At 62.7% G+C, this 21475-nt stretch carries 16 protein-coding genes; 5 read left to right on the top strand and 11 right to left on the bottom strand.

Going from position 1 to position 21475, the window contains the following annotated elements; genetic code table 11:
• Positions 1 to 336: 336 nt before the first annotated feature.
• The 4 genes from C8D82_RS11250 to C8D82_RS11235 form a co-directional block, all read right to left on the bottom strand.
• Positions 337 to 1698 carry an L-serine ammonia-lyase gene (locus C8D82_RS11250; protein WP_116884380.1) on the bottom strand — a complete coding sequence of 454 codons (1362 nt, stop codon included), beginning with the start codon at positions 1696 to 1698 and terminating at the stop codon, positions 337 to 339.
• Positions 1695 to 2288 (bottom strand): TetR/AcrR family transcriptional regulator, encoded by a 594-nt coding sequence (locus C8D82_RS11245; protein WP_116884379.1) that lies wholly within the window; start codon positions 2286 to 2288, stop codon positions 1695 to 1697. The genes C8D82_RS11250 and C8D82_RS11245 overlap by 4 nt, the downstream gene beginning before the upstream one ends.
• A gap of 94 nt (positions 2289 to 2382) precedes the next feature.
• Positions 2383 to 3462 carry a dihydrodipicolinate synthase family protein gene (locus C8D82_RS11240; protein ID WP_116884378.1) on the bottom strand — a complete coding sequence of 360 codons (1080 nt, stop codon included), beginning with the start codon at positions 3460 to 3462 and terminating at the stop codon, positions 2383 to 2385.
• Between the two features lie 9 nt (positions 3463 to 3471).
• Positions 3472 to 4512 (bottom strand): NAD-dependent epimerase/dehydratase family protein, encoded by a 1041-nt coding sequence (locus C8D82_RS11235; RefSeq protein WP_207776122.1) that lies wholly within the window; start codon positions 4510 to 4512, stop codon positions 3472 to 3474.
• Positions 4513 to 4721: 209 nt separating this feature from the next.
• Here C8D82_RS11235 and C8D82_RS11230 point away from each other — a divergent pair, with 209 nt between their 5' ends.
• The 5 genes from C8D82_RS11230 (at position 4722) to C8D82_RS11210 (ending at position 13525) form a co-directional block, all read left to right on the top strand.
• Positions 4722 to 5756, top strand: coding sequence for a GntR family transcriptional regulator (locus tag C8D82_RS11230; RefSeq protein ID WP_165833026.1), 1035 nt, complete (start codon positions 4722 to 4724; stop codon positions 5754 to 5756).
• Positions 5756 to 7540 carry a sodium:solute symporter family transporter gene (locus tag C8D82_RS11225; protein ID WP_116884376.1) on the top strand — a complete coding sequence of 595 codons (1785 nt, stop codon included), beginning with the start codon at positions 5756 to 5758 and terminating at the stop codon, positions 7538 to 7540. The genes C8D82_RS11230 and C8D82_RS11225 overlap by 1 nt, the downstream gene beginning before the upstream one ends.
• A 6-nt stretch (positions 7541 to 7546) precedes the next feature.
• Positions 7547 to 8275: a DUF1559 family PulG-like putative transporter gene (locus C8D82_RS11220; protein ID WP_116884422.1), complete on the top strand. Its 729-nt coding sequence runs from the start codon at positions 7547 to 7549 to the stop codon at positions 8273 to 8275.
• A gap of 13 nt (positions 8276 to 8288) precedes the next feature.
• Positions 8289 to 12218 carry a discoidin domain-containing protein gene (locus C8D82_RS11215; RefSeq protein WP_165833025.1) on the top strand — a complete coding sequence of 1310 codons (3930 nt, stop codon included), beginning with the start codon at positions 8289 to 8291 and terminating at the stop codon, positions 12216 to 12218.
• 98 nt (positions 12219 to 12316) lie between these two features.
• A complete protein-coding gene (locus C8D82_RS11210; protein WP_116884374.1) occupies positions 12317 to 13525 on the top strand; it encodes a GNAT family N-acetyltransferase in 1209 nt (402 codons plus the stop codon).
• A 203-nt stretch (positions 13526 to 13728) separates the two neighbouring features.
• Here the strand turns inward: C8D82_RS11210 and kdpC are convergent, their stop codons facing one another.
• The 7 genes from kdpC to C8D82_RS11170 form a co-directional block, all read right to left on the bottom strand.
• The gene (gene kdpC / locus C8D82_RS11205) at positions 13729 to 14292 is read right to left on the bottom strand and encodes a potassium-transporting ATPase subunit KdpC (protein WP_207776121.1); all 564 of its coding nucleotides are present in this window, start codon (positions 14290 to 14292) and stop codon (positions 13729 to 13731) included.
• 21 nt (positions 14293 to 14313) lie between these two features.
• Entirely contained in the window at positions 14314 to 16368 is a 2055-nt protein-coding gene (gene kdpB, locus C8D82_RS11200; protein WP_116884373.1) for a potassium-transporting ATPase subunit KdpB, read from the bottom strand.
• Between the two features lie 18 nt (positions 16369 to 16386).
• The gene (kdpA, locus tag C8D82_RS11195) at positions 16387 to 18075 is read right to left on the bottom strand and encodes a potassium-transporting ATPase subunit KdpA (RefSeq protein ID WP_116884372.1); all 1689 of its coding nucleotides are present in this window, start codon (positions 18073 to 18075) and stop codon (positions 16387 to 16389) included.
• 8 nt (positions 18076 to 18083) lie between these two features.
• A complete protein-coding gene (locus C8D82_RS22320; protein ID WP_106055086.1) occupies positions 18084 to 18164 on the bottom strand; it encodes a potassium-transporting ATPase subunit F in 81 nt (26 codons plus the stop codon).
• Positions 18165 to 18447: 283 nt separating this feature from the next.
• Positions 18448 to 19350 (bottom strand): glycine betaine ABC transporter substrate-binding protein, encoded by a 903-nt coding sequence (locus C8D82_RS11180; RefSeq protein ID WP_116884370.1) that lies wholly within the window; start codon positions 19348 to 19350, stop codon positions 18448 to 18450.
• Positions 19351 to 19353: 3 nt separating this feature from the next.
• Entirely contained in the window at positions 19354 to 20193 is an 840-nt protein-coding gene (locus C8D82_RS11175; protein ID WP_116884369.1) for an ABC transporter permease, read from the bottom strand.
• Complete coding sequence (locus tag C8D82_RS11170) at positions 20190 to 21416, bottom strand: quaternary amine ABC transporter ATP-binding protein (protein ID WP_116884368.1); 1227 nt, start codon at positions 21414 to 21416, stop codon at positions 20190 to 20192. Before C8D82_RS11170 ends, C8D82_RS11175 begins: the two co-directional genes overlap by 4 nt.
• Between the last annotated feature and the right edge of the window lie 59 nt (positions 21417 to 21475).

Genomic DNA, 21475 nt, shown 5'->3' with positions numbered 1-21475 from the left:
CCCTCGCCGGTGGCGGTGGCCGGTCTGGTTGCGGAGCACTTCCGTTCGCGGGCGCGGCTTCGCCGCTTACTTGTCCGCCTGCGGCGGCCAACCCTTCATCGCCCGCGTTGCGGGCTGCGCCAGGGGGGCTTCGCTCACTACGTTCGGCTTCGTCACTACCGTTCCTCGTTACTTGCCAGTGGCAAGTAATTCCCTCACATTCGTTCGCGGCGCTTACCGCGCTTACCTGTGCAGGAAAAACGGTTATGGAGACTGACTTTCGCGTCGCATGTGCCAGCTGCTGCGCGACCCCGAAGGGCGTGGAACGCGTACCCGGCAGCGGCACCTTGCCGCTGGTCAGCAGCAGAGCGTACAGGCTGCCAGTCCTCCCCGGGAGGTCTCCTTGAAATCCGGGTTCATGCTTCGTCCGGTCTGGTACATCGCCGCCAGCGCCTCGTCGAAGCCCACCTTCTGCTTGGCGGGGTCGCCCGCTGAAGCGAGCAGCCATGCGTTCCATGCGGTAACCGCTCCGACCGCGTTGCGCTCGATGCAGGGAATCTGCACGTAGCCGTCCACCGGATCACAGCTCAGGCCGAGGTGATGTTCGAGTGCGATTTCGGCGGCGCATTCGATCCGGTCGAAATCCTCTCCGTTCACCGTCGCCAGCAATGCGGCCGCCATTGCGGAGGCGACGCCGATCTCCCCCTGGCAGCCGACTTCGGCTCCCGAAATGCTCGCATTGTGGCGGGCGACGAAGGCGACCAGCGCGGCGACCAGCAAGCCGTCGCACAGCGTTTCTTCCCCGATCCGACGGCTGCGGCGCAGGTATTCGATCACCCCCGGCAGCAATCCGGCGGAGCCGGAGGTCGGGGCGGTTACGACCAGATGTCCCGCCGCGTTCTCCTCGGCAGCGGCGAGGCTGAAAGCGTCCAGCTGCAGCAACGATTGCTCGTCGGGGCGGCTGCGGCGGCGGGCCGCTTCGAGGACGGTGCGGGCGCGGCGCTCCAGCCGGATCGGGCCGGGAAGCAGGCCGGTGGTTTCGAGGCCGCACCGGACGGCGTCGCCCATGCGGTTGAGGATGCCGCGCAGCTCCCGCCGGATCTCCACTTCCGTTTTGCCGGTCAGGGCGGATTCATTGGCGGTCAGAAGTTCGACCGGTGTGAGACGGTATTTCTCCATCAGCCGCCGGAAGGAGTGGAAATCCCGGTAGCGGTACGGCACGTCCGGCGCCGGCGGCTGTTCCTCTCCCGCGCGGCGGATGAAGCCGCCGCCGATGGAGTAGTAAACTTCATGGAACAGCTCGGCGCCGTCTTGGTTCAGCAGCCGGAAACGCAGTGTGTTGCTGAACGGAAATTCCGACCGGTCCGGGATGAACCGGATGGAAGCCGCCGAAAAGCGGATGTCGCCGCATTCCGCCGGCACGTAATACTCCTGACCGGGATCGCGCAGCAGTGCCGCGAGCCGGTCGATGTCGCAGTTTTCCGGCCGTTCGCCGAGCAGTCCGGCGGCGACGGCGCGGTCGGTGCCGTGCCCGCGCCCCGTCAGCGCGAGCGAGCCGAAAAGTTCCGCCTCGATCCGCCCGGAAGCCTCCGCCGGAAGCCTGCCGGGGAGGCGCTTTAGAAAGTCATTCGCCGCGCGCATCGGGCCGATGGTGTGCGAACTGGAGGGGCCGGGGCCGACCTTGTAGATGTCGAATACGCTGGTGCTGATGCAGTTCATGGCTGGAATACGTTTCCGAGCTGTTCGCAGAGCCGTCCGCCGTCGCCATCGGAGAAAAGTTCGCCGCCGAGGGTGTGGATCAGCGTTTTGCGGTTGGAGAAGTAGAAGTACGAAACCGCCAGCAGCGTAAAGAGATAGGTGTGGAAATCAACCGGCCGGATCTGCCCGGCGGCGACGGCGGCGTCGAAAAGCCGCCGGATTTCGGCGTTGTCCCCGCTGCGGGCGCGGTCGAGCGGCGAAAGGTCGCTGACTCCTTCGAGGTTGGCCCACGAGAGCAGCCGCCAGAAGCGGGGATTGCGCCGGTGGGCGGCGAAGAAACCGCCGAGCAGAAGTTCGGTCATGCGCTGCGGGGAGTCGGCGATCTCCTTGAGCATCTTGCGTGAAAAAAGCTCGACTTCGCTGAAGCAGGCCAGCAGCGCGGCCTCGAAAAGCCCCTGCTTGGAACCGAAATAAGCGTAGATCCGCTGCTTGTTGACTGCGGCGGCTTCGGCGATTTCGTCGACGGTGGCGCCGGAGAAGCCCTTTTCCGCAAAGACGCGGACGGCGCTCTCCAGAATCTGCTGCCGGGTTTTGACGGCTCGCTGCTGCATGATGTCGTATCCTGTTGTAAATTTGCGAATGGCCCGGTTGTTCAACCGCCTCTTCCCCCGATGCGGTCCGGGAGCGGGGCGCAAGTTCAATATATCAGTCGGCCAGCCACTTTTCAAGGTTGGCGGCGACGAAGTCGTCGTCGTGCAGCGCCGGGTAGGAGTCGTGCACCCGGCTGATCTCCTGTGCCTGCCCCGGTGAGAGCGTTTCCGCCGGGTTCAGGCAGAGAATGCCGGGCAGAAGCCCCTGCCGGCGCAGCACTTCGTGAATGCCGGGAATGCAGCCCGCGAAACCGTGGGCCGGGTCGAAAAACGCGGCGTTGCAGTCGGTGACGGCGGCGTTGCGGCTCAGCAGTTCGGCCGGAACCGAACCGCAGCCGGAGCCGGTCAGTTGATGGATTTCCCGCAGCAGCTCCACGGCGCGGCGCGTCCAGCAGCACCAGTGGCCGAGCAGCCCGCCTTTGATCCGCATGCGCTTTTCGCCGGATGCGGTCCGGATGCGGTATTCGGTCAGCAGATCGACGATGATGTTGTCGTCGTTGCCGGTGTAGAGGGTGATGTCGCGCCCCGATTCGGCGACCGCCCGCACCACGTCGAAGGTCTGGTAGCGGTTGAACGGAGCCATCTTGATCGCAAGCACATTGTCGATTTCGGCGAACTCCCGCCAGAATTCGTAGGGCAGTGTGCGGCCGCCGACGCCGGGCTGAAGGTAGAAGCCGATGACCGGCAATACCTTGGCGACGGCGCGGCAGTGTTCGAGCATCTCATCGACGGTGCCGTCGGCGAAGGCGCTCAGGCTGACCAGCCCGGCGTCGTAGCCGCAGCCGATCGCGAAATTCGCTTCGCAAAGCGCCTGTTCGGTGCGGCCGCAGATGCCGGCGACCTTCAGGATTCTGCGTCCGGTGCGCGCGCACCACTCGTCGATGAACCCGGCGGTTTCACGGAGCACCGGCTCGAAGAGGCCGATCTCCGGCTTGCGGATTTCAAACTGGGTGGAGTGGACGCCGACCGCAATGCCGCCGGCTCCGGCGTCGATGTAGTAGCGGCACAGCGCGCGCTGGTGGCGCGGCGAGAAGCGGCGTTCGGAGTCGAGCGCGAGCGGCTGGGCCGGGATCACGGTGCCGCGCCGCACTTCGGCGAGCACGGCGGAATCGATGTCGCGGATCTGTTTCGTCATGGGAATACCTCAGAATTTGCCGTTGTTGACTTCAAAATGGGTCGGTTTGCCGAGCGAGGAACCGCCGTTTTTGAACCACTCCGCCTGCCACCGGATCATCCGGGCCAGCGGCACCGACGGGTAGCCGAAAAGGTCGGCCATCTTCGCGGCGTTGTTCAGATAGCAGCTCCCGGAGCCGAACCCGTCGTGCGCGTAGCGGACCTCCCGGCCCATGAGTTTGCCGAGCTGCTCCGCGATGGAACGCAGCGAGGCGGTTTCGGGGCCGGTCACGTTCAGCACGGCGGCGGGGGAGGCGGCGAGTTCGAGGCTGCGCAGCGCGGCGTCGTTCGCGTCGCCCTGCCAGATCACGTTGAAATGGCCGACGCTGTCGGTGACCGGCTCATTGTTCCAGACCTGTCGCGCGATGTCGTGCAGCACGCCGTAGCGCAGGTCTATCGCGTAGTTCAGCCGGAACAGCAACACTTTGGTGCCGAACGCCTTCGCGCCGTGCTGGAAGATCCGCTCCCGGCCGAGGCAGGATTGCGAATACTCTCCGACCGGGGCGGGGAGTACCGCCTCGGTGCAGCCGCCGGTTTCAGGACCGACCAGCGGGTAGACGCAGCCGGTGGAAAACGCGACGATCCGGGAGGCTTTGAAGTGCTCGACCACATTGCCCGGCACGAGGGTGTTCATCGCCCAGGTCAGCTCCTCGGAGCCGTCGGTGCCGAACTTGCGCCCCGCCATGAAAACCACGTTCGCAACCCGCGGCAGCTTGCGGACTTGTTCGCGGTCGAGCAGGTCGCATGGGATGGTTTCGATGCCCCACGCTTCGAGTTTTTCGCGGTCGGCGGGCTTGCTGAAGCGGGAGACGCCGACCACCTTCTTCTTCACGCCCGCGAGTTCGATCGCCCGCGCCGCGCGCCGTCCCATCGTCAGGCCCATCTTCCCGGCGATGCCGAGAATCATCAGGTCGCCGTCGAGGCGTTTCATCATTTCGATCAGGGCGGGGGAGGGGGTGGAAAGCAGTTCTTCAAGTTCCTGTTCCGACCGGATCGCATCCGAATACCGCATTGCCGTTTCTCCTTGCCGTTTCTTGTGAAACCGTTATTTAAAACCAACCGTTTGTTTTCTTTTATCAAGATAACAGCTTGAAGGATAAAATCAAGGGAGAGTTTGAAAAAGATTTGAAAAATATTTTGTTTGGGTATTGACAAAGTGTTTTTTTCTGGTATAATATTATTCAGAAATAAGAAACACTTTGAATCAATTGGATGGCTGCCATGAAAACTTCCCCCTCTTTATATCAGGAGATGACCGACTATCTGGAGACGATGATCGCGGGCGGCGTATTCAGGCCGGGCGAACGGCTGATGCCGCTGCGCGAGCTGGGGAACCGCTTCGGAGTGTCGCCGAGCACGGTGCGGCGCGGCATCGAATACCTGTGCGAAAAGGGGCTGCTGGAGATGCGCCACGGCTCCGGCACCTACGTGGTGGAAAAGCGGAGCGTGCCGGAGAACGGCGAGCGTTCGGTCGCAGTCTTCATCATCAGCGACGACCTGCGTGACAGCTACTGCGCCCACGCGCTGCGGGGCGTGCAGCTGGAGGCGGCGCGGCGCAAGTGGCCGCTGCGGCTCTTTTTCTCCACTTACGAGGAGGCCGGGACGCCGGATTTCATCGAGCGCCACCGGTCGGCGTGGCAGTGTAACGCGGTGATCATGCTCGGCTGCTACGACGGTTTGCTCAGGCAGGTGCCGCGTTGCTGCCCCGGCGTCGGAATGGAGATGTGCAACTCCTACGGCGGGGCGTTTTCGGTGCTGTCGCTTGATCCGTTCAACGCGGCGGAGACGGCGGCTGACTACTTCCGCGAGCACGGGATGCGCCATGTGAAGATTCTGTCGCACGAACTGCCGGTCTTCCGGATGCGCGCGGATGTGTTCCGGGAGCGGTGGGCGGAATTCGGCACTTCCGAAGTGGTCGAATTCAACTCCACCGACGTGGACTGCTACGAACGCGAACCGCTCCGGGACGACTCCTGCGGCTACTACGTGACCAGCGGCACGATCTTTCATGTGCTGGCGTGGGCGTTCCACCGGGAGACCGGCGGCGAACTCGGCTTCGAGCGCCGCATCCTGAGCGTGGACGGCAAATCCCTGATCCTGCCCGGCTACGAACCGGTGGACACCATCGCGCTGGACTGGCAGGACGCGGGGGCGCTGGTGATGGAGGAGGCGGTCCGCCGGATCGAACAGCCCGGGACCCCGGCGCGGCGGATCTTCCTGAACGGGACGCTGAAAACGGCGGAAAGGACGCGGTGATGGACACTCTGGAATACGTGGTGATCGGCGTCTACTTCGCGGTGCTGATCTCGATCGGGCTGGTGTTCCGCACCTTCAACGCCAACGTCGGCGACTACTTCAAGGGCGGTGCGCGAGGCACCTGGTGGCTGGTCGGCGTCAGCAGTTTCGTGGCGGGCATCAGCGCCTATACCTTCACCGGCGCCGCCGGGGCGGTCTACGAGGCGGGCTGGAGCATTCTGGTGATCTACGTCGGCAACGCGCTCGGCTATCTGGTGAATTATCTCTATTTCGCGGCCCGGTTCCGGCAGCTGCGCCGCACGGCGGGGCCGGAGGTGCTGCGCGACCGCTTCGGACGGATGACCGAACAGTTCTACGCATGGATCAGCTTTCCTTCCGGCATCATCGGCAGCGCGATGCTGCTCTATTCGCTGGCGATCTTCATCTCGTCGGTGTTCCGGCTCAACATGCAGTTGCTGATCGTGACCGTCGGGGCGGTGATGATCTTCTACTCGGTGATCGGCGGACGCTGGGCGATCATGGCGACCGACTTCGTGCAGTGCCTGATCATGATGGGGCTGACGCTGCTGGTCGGCGGGCTGTGCCTGATCAAAACCGGGGGATTCTCCGGACTGTTTGAACTGATTGAGCAGCAGGGACTGAACTCGGATTACTCGATCATCAACTCCCCGGAGCGGTTCAACGGCGCGTACACCTGGTTCTGGGCGGGGGCGATGCTGCTCAACTGCACGCTGACCGCGAACAACCTCGGCGCGGCCGGGCGCTACTTTTCGGTGAAGGACGGCAAAGAGGCGAAAAAGGCCGCGCTGCTGTCGATGGTCCTGATGCTGGCCGGGTGCATCATCTGGTTCCTGCCGCCGATAGTCGGGCGGCTCTTCTACGCGGACCAGGTGACGGCGATGACCCAGTTGAGCAATCCGCAGGAGTCGGCGTTCGCGGTCGCCTGCATGAATCTGCTGCCGCCCGGCATGATCGGGCTGATGGCGGTCGCGATGTTCGCGGCGAGCATCAGTTCGCTGGACGTGGGCATCAACGGCTGCTCGTCGGTTTTCGTGATGAATGTCTACCCGGTGGCGAAGGCGCTGTTCCGGCTGCGGGAGCGTTCGGAGGAGTCGCTGCTGCGGATGGGAAAGCTCTTCAGCTTCTTCTTCGGTTTCCTGTGCATCGGCGCGGCGCTGCTCTTTTCGCTGAAAAAGGAGCTGAGCTTGTTCGACCTGATGCTGACGGTGACCGCGCTGCTGGGGACGCCGATGGCGGTGCCGCTGCTGTGGGGGATGATGATCCGCCGCTGTCCGCGCTGGGCGGCGATGAGTTCGATCGGCTGCGGTTTCCTGGTCTCGGGCATCGCGTTTTTCAGCCCGGAACTTTTCGGAGTGCGCTGGCCCTTCCAGTGGCAGATCGTCGGCGTATGGCTGGCCGGCACCGCCGGGTTTCTCGGTTCGATGCTGTGGGCGGGCGGAAACGCGCCCGAATACGACCGGCAGGTCGAGGAGTTTTTTGCGACGATGAACCGTCCGGTGGATTTTGAAAAGGAGGTCGGCAAGGCCAACGACCTGAAGCAGTTGAAGCTGCTCGGTATTTTCTCGCTGGTGATCGGCGCGCTGGTCGCGCTGCTGGCGCTGGCGGCGCGGGACCGGTTCGGCGTAGTCTGTCCGCTGGTACTGGCGGCGTTTATGCTGCTCTGCGGCGGTGTGATGGTCCGGGCCGGAAGGACGAAGCGCGAGGCGGAAGCGGAAAAGGTTTCGAGTGTTCCCTGTATTGCAGACAAGTTAATGGAAAGGTAACCGGTCATGAAAAAGTGCAATTTCACCCTTATCGAGCTGCTCGTCGTGATTGCGATAATCGCGATTCTCGCTGCGATGCTGCTGCCGGCGTTGAACAAGGCGCGCGAAAGCGCCCGGGCGATCGGATGTACCGGCGTCCTGAAGCAGATCGGGCTGGGGATGTCGCAGTACGGCGGTGACAACCGCGACTGCATTCCTTATGGGGCCTACGGGGAGAAGTGGTCCAGAATCTGGTCGTGGTATCACCTGATCGCCCCGTATATGGGGCAGGCGGACCTGTTCGTGCAGGGGAGCGAATCGGGACGGATCAACGTGTATCCGAAGATTTTCCAGTGTCCGTCGATGACGGTCGAGAAGTACGCCGAATACAACTGGCCGAGCACGGGACGGATTTTCGGCAGTTACGGAATCAACATTTCCGGCAGTGCGGGCAGCGCCGATCCCGGACAGGTGGTGGCCGGCTACTTCTCGCCGGAAACCGGCAAGTTCAACCGGATCAAGAATCCGACCAAGCTGTTTCTGGCCTGCGACGGCTACTGGTCGCTGAACAAGGACTATCTGGGCAACAAGGTCAACTATTACTATATTACCGAGGCGACCAAACTGCCGGCCGTCCACAATAACGGCCTGAACATCCTGTACGCGGACGGGCATGTCGGCTACCGCAGGGGGTATCTGCCCGGCTACAATGCCGCCGACGCGGAGGCGGTCGAATTCTATCTGCCCCGGCGGTAGGAGAGGAGGAGCCATGCGATTGTTCATTCTGACGGCGGCGTTACTGTGCGGCGTGCTTGCGGCGGCGGAAGTGATTGACCGGAACGAATTTTCCGCCGGAAACGCCGCGGCGGTGCCGCCGGGGTTTGCCGCTTATCCGGGCCGGGAGAAGCTCGGCGGCAGCCGCTCCTTCGCAACCGACGGCGGCCGGAAAGTCCTGAAGCTGGTCGACGACCGCGACGATGGCGAAATCGGCATCGTGAAACGTTATAGGGTCAGGCCGGGTGAATATTACAAAGCCTCAATTGAAGTCAAACGGCCGCAGGGAGTTGAGGACAGGAACGGCGCGCCGTTTTTTCTGCAGTTCTCTTTCCTGCCGGGCGGAGCGTGGGTACAGCAGCGGATTCACGCTTCCGACATGGAGTGGCGGCAGGTGACCCTGACCGGACGGGTGCCGGAGAAAACCGCCGGCATGGAGGTGTACCTCTATTCGCACCGGGCTCCGACCGGCGCACTGCTGGCGCGCAATTACCGGCTGGAACGCTCGGCGGAACCGTTCCCGGAGCCGGTCGAAATCCGCACTCCCTCGACGGTACGGCTGCCGGCGGCGGGCGGGCGAATGGGCGAGAATGCGCAACTTATTGACGACAGCCGTTTTCCGGGCGGCAAGGCGGTTGCGGCCGAAGCGGGCGGCAACTCCGGCGAAGTCACGTTTGAATTCGCCGCGCCGGAGCCGGGCCGCTATCAGCTGTTTCTGTGTTCCGGCACCGACGAGCGCGGCGCGGAATTGATGCGCAAGGGGCGGACCAAGTACGATTCGCTGATGGTGGAGCTGGCCATTGACGGTGGCGTGCCGACCCGGCGGGTCGCCTATTCGCCGTGGATTCAGGTCCCGGCATGGCGCAACGAGCTCGGCAGATTCGGACTGACCGGGAAGAAGCAGTGTTTCACCCTCCGGCTTCCCGCCGGGCTGCGGATCGGCTATCTGGAAGCGGTCCGCTATCGGCCTGCCGCCGCCCCGGCGAAAGCGGCGCAATACCGGCCGCAGGTCGTTCCGGGCAAGGCGCATCCGAGGTTGTGGGTCACGCCGGAGTCGCTGCCGCAGGTGCGGGCGAACCTGACCGCGCCGGAAAACCGCGCCGCGTGGGAGTTCATCCGGCGCGAGGCGGCGAAACCGGTCGCGTTCAAGGCCGATTCGGGCCGCGAAGTCACGCCGGAGCCGGCGGTGCTGAAGGCGGCGGCGAACAAGGCGTTCGTGTTCCTGATGGGCGGCGGCCGCGAACGGGGGCGGGAGGCGGCGGAGCTGGCCGGCTCCTATCTGGCGCATGTGAGTTTCGGCAATATGCTCGATGTGGCGCGCGAGCTGGGCGAAACGATCTATTTGTCGTCGCTGGTCTACGACTGGTGTTACGAGCTGCTGACCCCGGCCGAACGCAAGTTCTTCCGGGAAAAGTTGTTGGAGTTTGCCGACGGCATGGAGATCGGCTGGCCTCCCTTCCGGCAGCCGGTGACGAACGGCCACGGCAACGAGGCGCAATTGAACCGTGACCTGCTGGCGATGGGGATCGCGTTTTACGGCGAGGACGACGAGCCGTACCGCTACTGCGCCTACCGGCTTTTCGAGGAGCTGATTCCGATGCGCAAGGTGGAGTACGAGTCGCCGCGCCACAACCAGGGCGTCGGCTACGGCTCCTACCGTTTCGGCTGGGAGCTGCATGCGGCGTGGCTGCTGCGGCGGATGAGCGGCAAAGAGCAGTTCGCGCCCAACATCAAGTCGGTCGGGCGCTTCTGGATTCAGGCGCGGTTGCCCGACGGTGAACTGCTGCGCGACGGCGACGGCATCCTCGGCGGCGCATACTGGAGTTTTCCCGCGACGGCGCTGCTGGACTATACCTATGCGGCCGACCCGGTGATGAAAGGGGAGTTCTGGCGGCAGGGAGGCTGGCGGAATGATCCGGTGCTGTTTTTGCTGCTGAACGACCCGGCGCTGAAAGCCGAACCTTCGGCCGCCGGACTGCCGCTGGCGCGGGATACCGGCAGATGGCTCGGTTCGCTGACGGTCCGGACCGGCTGGAACGCCGGGCCGCTCTCCGGCGACGTGGTGGCCGAGATGCGCGGCGGCGGCCTCCACTTCGGCGGCCACCAGCACGCGGCGGGCGGCGCGTTTCAGCTCTACTACCGGGGCATACAGGCCGCCGACCTCGGACAGTACGTGTTCTACGGGGTGCCGCACGACTATAACGTGAACAAGCGATCGGTTTCCAAGAATGTGATGCTCTGCGTCGATCCGGCGGAAAAGGTGCCGTTCGGCGCATTCAACGACGGCGGCCAGCGGTTTGTGCTGTACAGCCCGGCCAATCTCGATGAGATGCTGCACCGGGCTGAAAACCGGGCGGGCGAGGTGCTGTTTTCCGGCTTCGGGCCGTCGCGGGGGCGACCGGTGTACGGGGTTTTTTCGGTGGACCTCGCGGCGGCCTACTCCGCGAAAGTCAGGTCGTATGTGCGGAGCTTCGTGTTCCTGAATTTCGAAAACCGCAGCCATCCGGCGGCGCTGATCGTCGCTGACCGCATGGTTTCCGCGAAGCCGGAGTTTCGGAAGTACTGGCAGATCAATACATTGGGCAAGCCGGAGCTGACCGCGGACGGACTGCTGCACCGCCGCACCACGGCGGGGCGGACCGGCACGATGCACGTGCAGATGCTCAAGCCCGCCGCCGCCGGACGCACGGTTGAAATCGTCGGTGCCGATCAGGTGTTCGGCAAATCGTATCCGCCTCCGAATGCCGCGAAGCCGGAGGCGAACGGATTCCGCACCATGTTCTCTCCGAAAGAGATGCGGTTGTGCGACGACTTCCTGACCGTGATCCAGTTGGCGAACGGCCGGAATGAGCCACTGCCGTGCGAACTGTCGGAACAGGGCAGGGTGCGGCTGGTGACCGTGGCCGATTGGGCGGTGATGCTTCCCGCTGACGGCAGGGAGGTCAAGGAGGAGTTTCAACTCGCGGTCCCGGAGGGGAAAACGCGGGTGTTGCTGACTTCGCTGCAGCCGGGATTCTGGAATGTCACGACGCCGGGAGGCGATTCATTCAACTTCACGGTGAAACAGGGAGACGGCACGGCGGCGTTCGACGGCGGGCAGGGGAGCTATCTGTTGAAGCCGCAACAGGTTGACGGCTGTCTGGAACTTGCGGTCCCGGCGTGGGAAGCAGCCGAGGTCCGGGAACCGGAAGGGCAGTTGACACTGAACAATTCTCCGGTCTCGAAGCTGCCGGTCGTGGAGGAGCGGGGAACCTTGCTGATCCCGGTGCGGGAGCTGGCGGCGCGGACCGGGACGGTGCCGGAATACTCCGGCAGTACCCTGAAACTGCGCTGCGATCAGGATGAATCCGTGTGGACGGAAGGAGTGAACTCTTTGATATTGAATGGAGTAACGTTGAATATCCCCGCCGCTGCGCGGGTGATCGGCGGCGAATGGTATCTGCCGTGGGAGCCGCTGGCGGACTTCCTGCGCTGCGATGGCTTTGCGGACCTGGCTTCGCGGTGCGTGTCGCTGGAGAAAGGCGAAGCAGGGCGGCCGGGCGGCGAAATCTTCCGGATCGAATCCACGGCGCCGATGTCGCGCGAGGACCGGATGAACCTGCTGTCGCCGGAGCGGCAGCGCGGCTACTGGGCGGCGCGGGGCAAAGGAGTGCAATGGGAGGCGATCCTCTTCCGGCCCATCAAGTTGCGTGGGGTCGGAATTCACTGGATGAACGGCGATATCCGCCGGGCGGATTTCAGGCTGGAGGTTTCGCCGGACGGGCGGACGTGGCACACGGTGTCCGACGGGAAAAGCTCCGGCCGGGCGCGCGGCTTCGAGGATGTGACCTTCCCGGAACAGCCGGTGCGCCGGATCCGTTTCACCGGGCGCGGCAACTCCCGAAACGACTGGAATTCGATCGTGGGCCTCCGGCTGCTCCGGTAGAATGAGGGGGAATTTTCCGCCGTCTTGACTTTTCCGGGGGAGAGTGATATAATACCCGTCAGGAGAGTTGAACCATTCATGAAGAGAGGAGGCCGGTTATGGCGGAAGAGATGCAGATCAGGAAACTGACGGCGGAACACGATCTTGAGCAGTACAACGACCTGCTGCGCTATGCGTTTCAGGTCACGGAAAAACAACTGCTGGATTACGGCTGGGAAAATGAGGACATCCGGCAGTCGAAAATGCCGGTGTTGGAAAAAGCGCGGGTGATCGGTTGGTTCGATCAGGGGCACCTGGCGTCGCAGTTCGCGGTCTATCCGTTGAAAATGAACATCTTCAATCATATCTACCGGATCGGGTTCGTGACCAGCGTCGCGACCTATCCGGAATATACCGGGCTGGGCCTGATGTCCGGGCTGATGCGGCGCAGCCTTGAGGAGATGCGGGAGATGGGCGAGTGCCTGGCGATCCTGTATCCGTTTTCCATCCCGCTCTACCGGCACCGCGGCTGGGAGATCATCTCCGACAAGATGTCCTTCCGGATCAAGGACAACCAGCTGCCGCACAAGATACGAATCGGCGGCTATGTGCGCCGGGTCGAGGAGAACAATCCCGACCTGAAGCGGCTGCACAACATCTTCGCCGCCCAGACCCACGGCTGCCTGCTGCGCAACGAACTGGCGTGGGAGGAGTACTGGCGTTGGGATGTGGAAGACACCACCATCGCGATCTATTATGACGACCTTGACACTCCGACCGGCTACATGGTGTATCTCCTGAAGGATAACATCATGCACATCAAGGAGATGATCTATCTCGACGTCGGCGCGTGGAAGGGGCTGTGGAAATACATCAGCGCCCACGAATCGATGGTCGACGAGGTGGTGGGCAACAACTACTCCAACGAATCGATCGCCTTCTGGCTGGAGGACAGCGACATCCGCGAGACGATCCGCCCCTACATCATGGGCCGGATCGTGGATGTGGTGCAGTTCCTCGAACAGTACCGGTTCAAGAACAGCCGGGGCGGCGAGGAGTTCACCTTCCGGGTGCGCGATCCGTTTCTGGAGTGGAACAACCGGCCGTTTTCGGTCCGGGTGGCCGATAACGGTTCGGCCGAGGTCCTGCCGGGCGAGGGGGCGCATCCGGTCGAGCTGGATATCGGCATATTGACCGCGCTGCTGCTCAGCTACAAATCGCCCTCCTATCTGCAGAAGCTGGGGAGGCTCAAGACCGATCCGGAGACGCTGAATCTGCTGGAACGCCTGATTCCGAAAGAGAAAGCCTATATCTCCGACTACATCTGATCCGGTTCCCCGGCAGAAAAAAAGCTCTCCATTGCACAGCGCAATGGAGAGCAATGACGCGAAGAGCGTCAGCAGCAGCAACCGGCCAGCACGAGGGCGGCCACGGTTCCCGCGACGAATGACAATGCCGTTTTCATTTTATTCTCCTTTCGTCGGTTCGGTACTGTTTACAATACCATGAAAACGGATTATTTCAAGTGCCGTCACCGTTTCCGGTCGAGTGCGAGGTTCAGCATCAATACGTTCACGATCGGCTCGTTGCGCATCACGCCGCCGGGGTACTCCACCTGGGAGGCGATGATTTTTTCAAGCTCGGCTTCGCTGATGCCGCGCGCCTTCGCGACGCGGGGCGCCTGAAACTTCGCTGCGGCCAGCGTGATATGCGGGTCAAGCCCGCTGCCCGAAGCGGTCACCATGTCGGCGGGAATCAGGTTCCCGGCGGTGGCGCCGTACTTTTTGATGATTTCCCGCGCACGTTCGGTGATCTTCGGCGAGGTCGGGGTCAGGTTGCTGCCGACCGCTCCGGCGCCGTTGTAGTCCGCCGCCGACGGGCGGCTGTGGAAGTACTTGTCCTGGGTGAACTCCTGCGCCACCTGACGGCTGCCGACGTACTCGCCGGCCTCGTTTTTAACCAGGGAGCCGTTGGCGGTATTCGGCACAAAGAGCTGCGCGATGGCCCAGATGACCAGCGTGTAGACCACGCAGCAGAGCAGGATGCTCAGCACGGCGGTGCGTATTGCTCCGGAAATATTGGTCGTCATATTCATAGTCGTTTTTCCTTCTTTTTATCAGAAAAGCCCGGTTGCGGCGAGCACCATGTCGATCAGCTTGATGCCGATGAAAGGGGCGATCACGCCGCCGAGGCCGTAGATCAGGAGGTTGCGGGCCAGAAGCGCATCTGCGCCCATCGGCCGGTACTTCACGCCCTTGAGCGCGATCGGGATCAGCAACGGGATGATGACCGCGTTGAAGATCAGCGCCGACAGGATCGCGCTCGACGGCGTCGCGAGGTGCATGATGTTCAGCACCGCCAGTTCCGGGATCGCCAGCAGGAAGATCGCCGGGATGATCGCGAAGTATTTCGCGATGTCGTTCGCAATCGAAAAGGTGGTCAGCGCGCCGCGGGTCATCAGCAGCTGCTTGCCGATTTCGATCACTTCGATCAGCTTGGTCGGATCGCTGTCGAGGTCGACCATGTTGCCCGCCTCCTTCGCCGCCTGCGTGCCGGAATTCATCGCGATGCCGATGTCGGCCTGCGCCAGCGCCGGGGCGTCGTTGGTGCCGTCTCCCATCATCGCGACCAGCCGCCCGTTGGCCTGCTCGCGGCGGATGTAGGCGAGCTTGTCCTCCGGTTTGGCTTCGGCGATGAAGTCGTCTACGCCCGCCTCTTCGGCGATCGCCTTGGCGGTCAACGGGTTGTCGCCGGTGACCATCACCACGCGCAACCCCATCGCCCGCAGGCGTTTGAAGCGGTCTTTGATGCCGGTTTTGAGGATGTCGGCGAGCGCGACCACGCCGTAGATGCGGTTGTCCACCGCGACCACGATCGGCGTGCAGCCCTTTCCGGCGACTTTGGTGACGATGTCGCGGACATCGGGCGGAATTTTCGCTTTCGCCTGTTCCGCCGCTCGGATCACCGCGTCGGAAGCTCCTTTGCGGTAACGGGTTCCATTCGGCGCATCCGTGCCGCTCATGCGGGTCTGGGCGGTGAATTCGATCACCTTGCCGCCGTCGTCGCGGGGAATTTTGCCGTAGAGTTCGCGTTCCGCCAGCGCGATGATCGAACGCCCCTCCGGAGTGCGGTCGCCGAACGAAGCGCGTACCGCCGCATCGATCAATTCCTCGTAGGCGATGCCGTTGACCGGATGGAACTCCGAGGCGAGGCGGTCGCCGACGGTGATCGTGCCGGTCTTGTCCAGCAGCAGCGTGTCGATGTCGCCGGCCAGCTCCACGGCCTTGCCGCTCTTGGCCAGCACATTGGCCGCCAGCGCCCGGTCCATGCCCGCGATGCCGATCGCGGCCAGCAGCGCGCCGATCGTGGTCGGGATCAGGCAGACCAGCAGCGAAATCAAGGTCGGCAGCGGAATGGTCACATCGAAATACTTCGCCATCGGGTAGAGCGTGGCCGTGACCAGCAGGAATCCGAGCGTCAGCCCGGCCAGCGTGACGGTCAGCGCCAGCTCGTTCGGGGTTTTCTGGCGGACCGCGCCCTCGACCAGCGCGATCATCCGGTCGAGGAAGGATTCGCCGGCTCCGGCGGTGATCTTTACTTTGATCTGGTCGGAGAGTACGCGGGTGCCGCCGGTCACGCCGGAGCGGTCGCCGCCGGCCTCGCGCACCACCGGAGCGGATTCGCCGGTGATCGCGGATTCGTCGATGCTGGCCGCGCCTTCGATCACTTCGCCGTCGCCCGGAATGGTTTCTCCGGCGCTGACCAGTACGATATCGCCGGATTTGAGCAGACTGGAGTTGACCGGTTCGAGCTTTCCGGAAGCGCTCAGGCGGTTGGCCGTCGTCTGGGTGCGGGTGTTTTTCAGGCTGTCGGCCTGCGCCTTGCCGCGTGCTTCGGCGAGCGCCTCCGCGAAATTCGCAAAGAGGACGGTCAGCCACAGCACGGCCGTCACCAGGGTCGTATAGAGGATGTTGGCGTGGCCGCCGCAGATGTCGATGATCCAGACCAGCGTGGTCAGCGCCGCGCCGATTTCGGTGACGAACATCACCGGATTGCGCGCCATCGTCCGGGGATTCAGCATCGCGAACGAGCGGAGCAGCGCCGTTTTGACCAATCCTTTGTCAAAGAGCGTCGCCCGGCGGCTTTCCTTTCGATTCATAACAGTATTCATAGTCTTGACTCCGAAGAATTAATGTACAAGAGTAGTCAGGTATTCGGCGATCGGCCCGAGGACTGCCACCGGCAGAAAGAGCAGCGCGCCGATGAACACCACGGTTCCGCCGATCACGACCCCGAAGAGCGCGGTGTCGGTCTTAAGCGTTCCGACGGTTTCTGGAACCTCCTTTTTCGCGAAGAGCGAGCCGCAGATCGCCAGCTGGAAGATGATCGGGATGAAACGGCCGATCAGCATCACCAGCCCGCAGGCGATGTTCCACGGCACGGTGTTGTCGCCCAGACCTTCGAAGCCGGAGCCGTTGTTGGCCGACGACGAGGTGAATTCATAGAGCATCTCGGTGAAGCCGTGGAAGCCCGGATTCAGCACGGTGTCGCGTCCCCACGCCGGGATCAGGCAGAAGATCGCCATGCCGCCGAGGATGCACAGCGGGTGCATCAGCAGCGCCGGGAGCGCGTACTTCATCTCGCGGGTTTCGACCTTCTTGCCGAGGTATTCCGGCGTGCGCCCGACCATCATGCCGCAGATGAATACGCCCACGATGATATAGGTGAAGAGTCCGAGGAAGCCGACGCCGATGCCGCCGAAAGTGATGTTGAACCACATGCCCACCAGCGGGATCAGTCCGGTCAGCGGATTCAGGCTGCAGTGCATCGAGTTCACCGAACCGTTGCTGGTGCAGGTCGTGAACACCGCCCACAGCGGGCTGGCGCCCGCGCCGAGACGCAGCTCCTTGCCTTCGAGATTGGAGGCTTCGGCGACCGGCAGGTCGTGCAGCGCGACGGCCGGTTCGCTTTCAAAGGTGATCGCGCAGCCGAGCTTCACGAGGCAGAGCACCGTCATCACCGCGAAGATCACCAGCGCGTGCTTTCTGTGCTTCGTGATCATGCCGAACATCCACACGCAGCCTATCGGGATGATCACCAGGCTGATGCACTCGATGATGTTGCTGTAAAAGCCGACGTTTTCGAGCGGATGGGTCGAGTTCGGCCCGAAGAAGCCGCCGCCGTTGGTGCCGAGCTGCTTGATGATCACTTCGACTGCCACCGGGCCGCGGGCGATGGTCTGCACCGCGCCCTCAAGCGTATGGACCACCGCCGCGCCGTCGAAGGTCATCGGCAGCCCGCACAGGACCAGCAGCGTCGCGCCGATCGCGGCGACCGGCAGGATCACCAGAAACGTGGCGCGGCACATATCCAGATAGAAGTTGTTCCGCTCCCGGGAGCCGCCGAGCCAGCGCGACGCGGCGGTGACCGCCGCCAGCCCGGTCGCCGCCGACACGAACTGCAACCACATGATGCCGAAAAGCTGCGAGAAGTACGACAGCGTGCTTTCGCCGGAGTAGTGCTGCAGATTGGTGTTGGTCACGAACGAGGTGACGGTGTTGAAGATCAGGCTGCCCTCGATCGCCTTCTGCCCGTCCGGGTTCAGCGGCAGGAACTGCTGGAACGCCAGCACGCCGGTCACGACCACGAACATGATCGTGTTGAAGATCAGGAGGCTGACCGTGTACTGTTTCCAGTTCTGGTCGGCTTCGGCGGCGCGCCCGATCACTTTATGGAAGAAGCCTTCCACTTTCCGATGCGCGGGGCCCATGAGATCGGGGGCCGGGCACATCATCTTGAACATCCATTTCCCGAGCGGCAGCGAAATCAGGATCGACAGCCCGAGAACGGCAATTGCGAGTAGAAAAGAGTAAATCATATCTCACCTTAAAACTTTTCAGGTTTCAAAAGAACGTAGCACAGATACACCGTGCAGAACGCCGTTGCGGCGGAAGCCAGGTAAATCATAAATCACCTCCGGTTATCACTTCAATGAATCACAGAATTCGGTCAGGGCGAACATGCCGGCGAAAAACAGCAGTCCGAGAATAAAACACCCGATCACCATATTGCAAAGCTCCTTTCTTCCAATTGCCTGTTTCATCCGCACGGAAACGCGGATGCGGAAAATATTGCCGTATAAAAGCAGAAAGTGTGCCAACTGCCGTTCCGCCCCGGCGGTTCCGAAACTATGTCCTTTGTTCCTTGCAATCCGCAATGGTCTCCGGCGGGCGGAGTGCGGAATGCAAGGCTATTTCAGGCCGTAAACCTCCAGTGCTTTCTCGGCCAGCAGCAGGATGCCCTGACCGGGTTCGTTGCCGATGATCTTTCCGCCGAACTCGTCGCGGTGATCTTTCAGGTCCGCGATCGACTCGACCGGGGCGTATTCCGGCACTGCGATTCCCATCGTCGCGCCGGGCAGGTTCACGCCGAGGTCCGTGACCCGGTCGCGGATTTTTGCGAACTCGTTCTTGTGATAGTTCGGCAGCCATACCGTCACCATCACATCCTGCGTGCCGTTCGCCAGCGCCTCAAACGCGATCGGAATCGTGGTCGAAACATTGGTCACCTCGCATCCCAGATGTTCCTCAAGCAGGATTTTCAGCATCCGGTTGGTCGCGATCTCGTTGTAGAAACCGATATCGACCATGCGCAGTTTCGCGCCGGGTTGCGGGCGCACCCCTTTCAGAAAGGCCGCCTGCAGCTCCGGGTTCCTTTTCAGCCATTCGCGGGCCGCCTTGTCGAAATCGCCGCCGCACTCGTAGCTCATCAGCGAAAGGGAGTCGAGGTCCGCCGGTTTCCATTTGAACTGCCGCAGGAATTTCGCGACTTCGGGATAGTCGGCTTCAAAGCCCCGGCGCACGATCGTGTGGACGTTTTCCGCCTCGCCGAACACCTTTTCCGGGTCCTTCAGGTATTTGATCGGGAGTTTGGCATTCATCCAGTGCGGGCTCCACGCGGTGATCGCGGCGCACCGCTTGTTCCGGATCGCGTAGGCCATCTCCTCGATCATCGCCGGAGTGGTGGAGGTGATCACGCGAAATCCGCCGGAATCCGCCGGGGCGCCCGCGCTTTTCAGGTTGAAGTAGACCAGGGCGGCCAGGGCGGCCGCCAGAATGGTCAGGTCCGTGATTTTGCGTCTGTCCGGTTTCATGATTCAACTCCTTTTGGCGGCTGTGCCGCCCGCGGCCTGCAATGTCCGGTCGAGGATGATCGCGATCACCACGATCACCAGCCCGCCTTCAAACGCAGTCCCTTTTTCCCCGTTGCAGATTGCGCCCCATACCACGCTGCCGACGCCCTGCGCGCCGACCAGCGACGCGATCACCACCATCGACAGCGCCAGCATCACCGTCTGGTTCAATCCCGCCCGGATCGACGTGAGCGCGGTGGGCAGCTCGAGGTCGAACAGCCGGTTCATCGGCGTCGCCCCGAATGCTTCGGAACACTCCAGCAGATCCTTCGGCGTGTTTTCGATGCCGAGCACGGTCATGCGCACGATCGGCGGCAGCGCGAACACCACGGTCGCAAACACTCCCGCCGTGTTGCTGATCGAAAAAAACGCGATCGCCGGCACCAGATACACATACGCCGGCATCGTCTGCATGATGTCGAGCAGCGGCAGCACGACCTTTTTCAGCCTGCCGCTGAAGGTCATCAGCACCGCCAGCGGCAGGCCGATTGCGACTGCCGCCGCCGTGCAGATGATCACCAGCGCCATCGTCTCCATCGCCGGTTCCCAGAGGCCGAGCATGATCACCAGCATCATGCCGCAGGCGGAACCGGATGTCAGCAGCTTGCGGTGCCCGGAAACCACGAAGATCACGGTGCAGAAGATCAGCAGCATCGCCCACTCCGGCGGAGCGCAGAAAATATTCTTCAGCCCGTCCACAACAGAGTCGATGCAGCCGGAGCACCAGCGCGTGAAATCCGCGCAGTTCACCACCGCCCAGTCCAGAAAGCGTTCAAAATATTGTCCGATCGGAAGCCTGATCATTTTATTTCTCCAGTTGTACCGTTGTACGACGCGAGGCTTGCCAGCAATGCGCCGCTGGTGATGACGCCGAGGAAGCGGCGTTCATCATCGACGACGGCGATCGGCGCGGTCGATTCGCCCATCTGCATGACCACCTCTTTCAGCGGAGCGGAACGGTTGACGGTTTTGATGTTCGTATCCATCATGGATTGGGCGGTCACATTGGGTTCGTTCATGTGTTCGCGGACCTTCCGCGCCCAGACGAGGCCGTAGATCACGCCCTGGTCGTTGGTGGCGAACAGCGACGACAGGCCGCTTTCGCGGATTTTATGCAGCATGGTCTGCGGGCCGTCGCCGAGCCGCAGGTAATCGTAGACGGGTTTCATGATCGAACCGGCGGTGATCACCTTGGTCTTGTCGGCGGCGTTCACGAATTTTTCGACGTAGGCGTTGGCGGGGCGGCTCAGAATCTCCTCCATCGTGCCGAGCTGGGCGATTTCGCCGTCCTTCATGATCAGCACGCGGTCCGCGAGCCGGATCGCTTCGTCGAGGTCGTGGGTGATGAAGATCACGGTTTTGCCGAGCTTTTTCTGAAGCGCCCGGATCTCATTTTGCATTTCGCGCCGGATCAGCGGATCGAGCGCCGAAAGCGCCTCGTCCATGATGATGATTTCCGGATCGGCGGCCAGGGCGCGGGCGATGCCGACGCGCTGGCGCATCCCGCCGGAGAGCTGGTCGGGAAAATGTTCCGCGTAATCGGCCAGCCCGACGAGGGCGAGCACTTCGCGCGCTCTGGCGCGCCGGGCTTCGCGCGGAACTCCGGCGATTTTCAGCGCATAGGCCGCATTGTCCAGCACCGTCAGGTGCGGATAGAGCGCGAACTGCTGGAACACCATTCCGATCCGGCGGCGGCGCAGTTCACGCAACTGCTTTTTGTTGAGTGCGGTAACCTCCGTGCCGTCGATGAAAATCTTTCCGTCCGACGGCTCGATCAGCCGGTTGATGGTGCGGATCAGCGTGCTTTTGCCGCTGCCGGAGAGTCCCATCACCACGAAAAGTTCGCCGCGGCGGATCGTGAAGCTGACGTTGTGGACGCCGATGCTGCACTGGGTCGCCTTGTAGACCTCCTCGCGGGTTTTGCCTGCCCTGAAAAGTTCGGCGGCTCTCTTATGGTGGCGGCCGAAAACCTTGGTCAGGCCTTCGACTCTGACCAGTTCTTCTGTTTGAATGGTTTGGTCCGTCATGATTCCTCCTGTCGGTTGGCGGATGCCGCGGCGGAGTTTCCGGCTCACGCCGCATCCGC

The sequence above is a fragment of the Victivallis vadensis genome (genome assembly GCF_003096415.1).
GTDB classification, from domain to species: domain Bacteria; phylum Verrucomicrobiota; class Lentisphaeria; order Victivallales; family Victivallaceae; genus Victivallis; species Victivallis vadensis.
The sequence above is the reverse complement of the archived record's forward strand: the minus strand, read 5'-3'. Positions and strand labels throughout refer to the sequence as shown.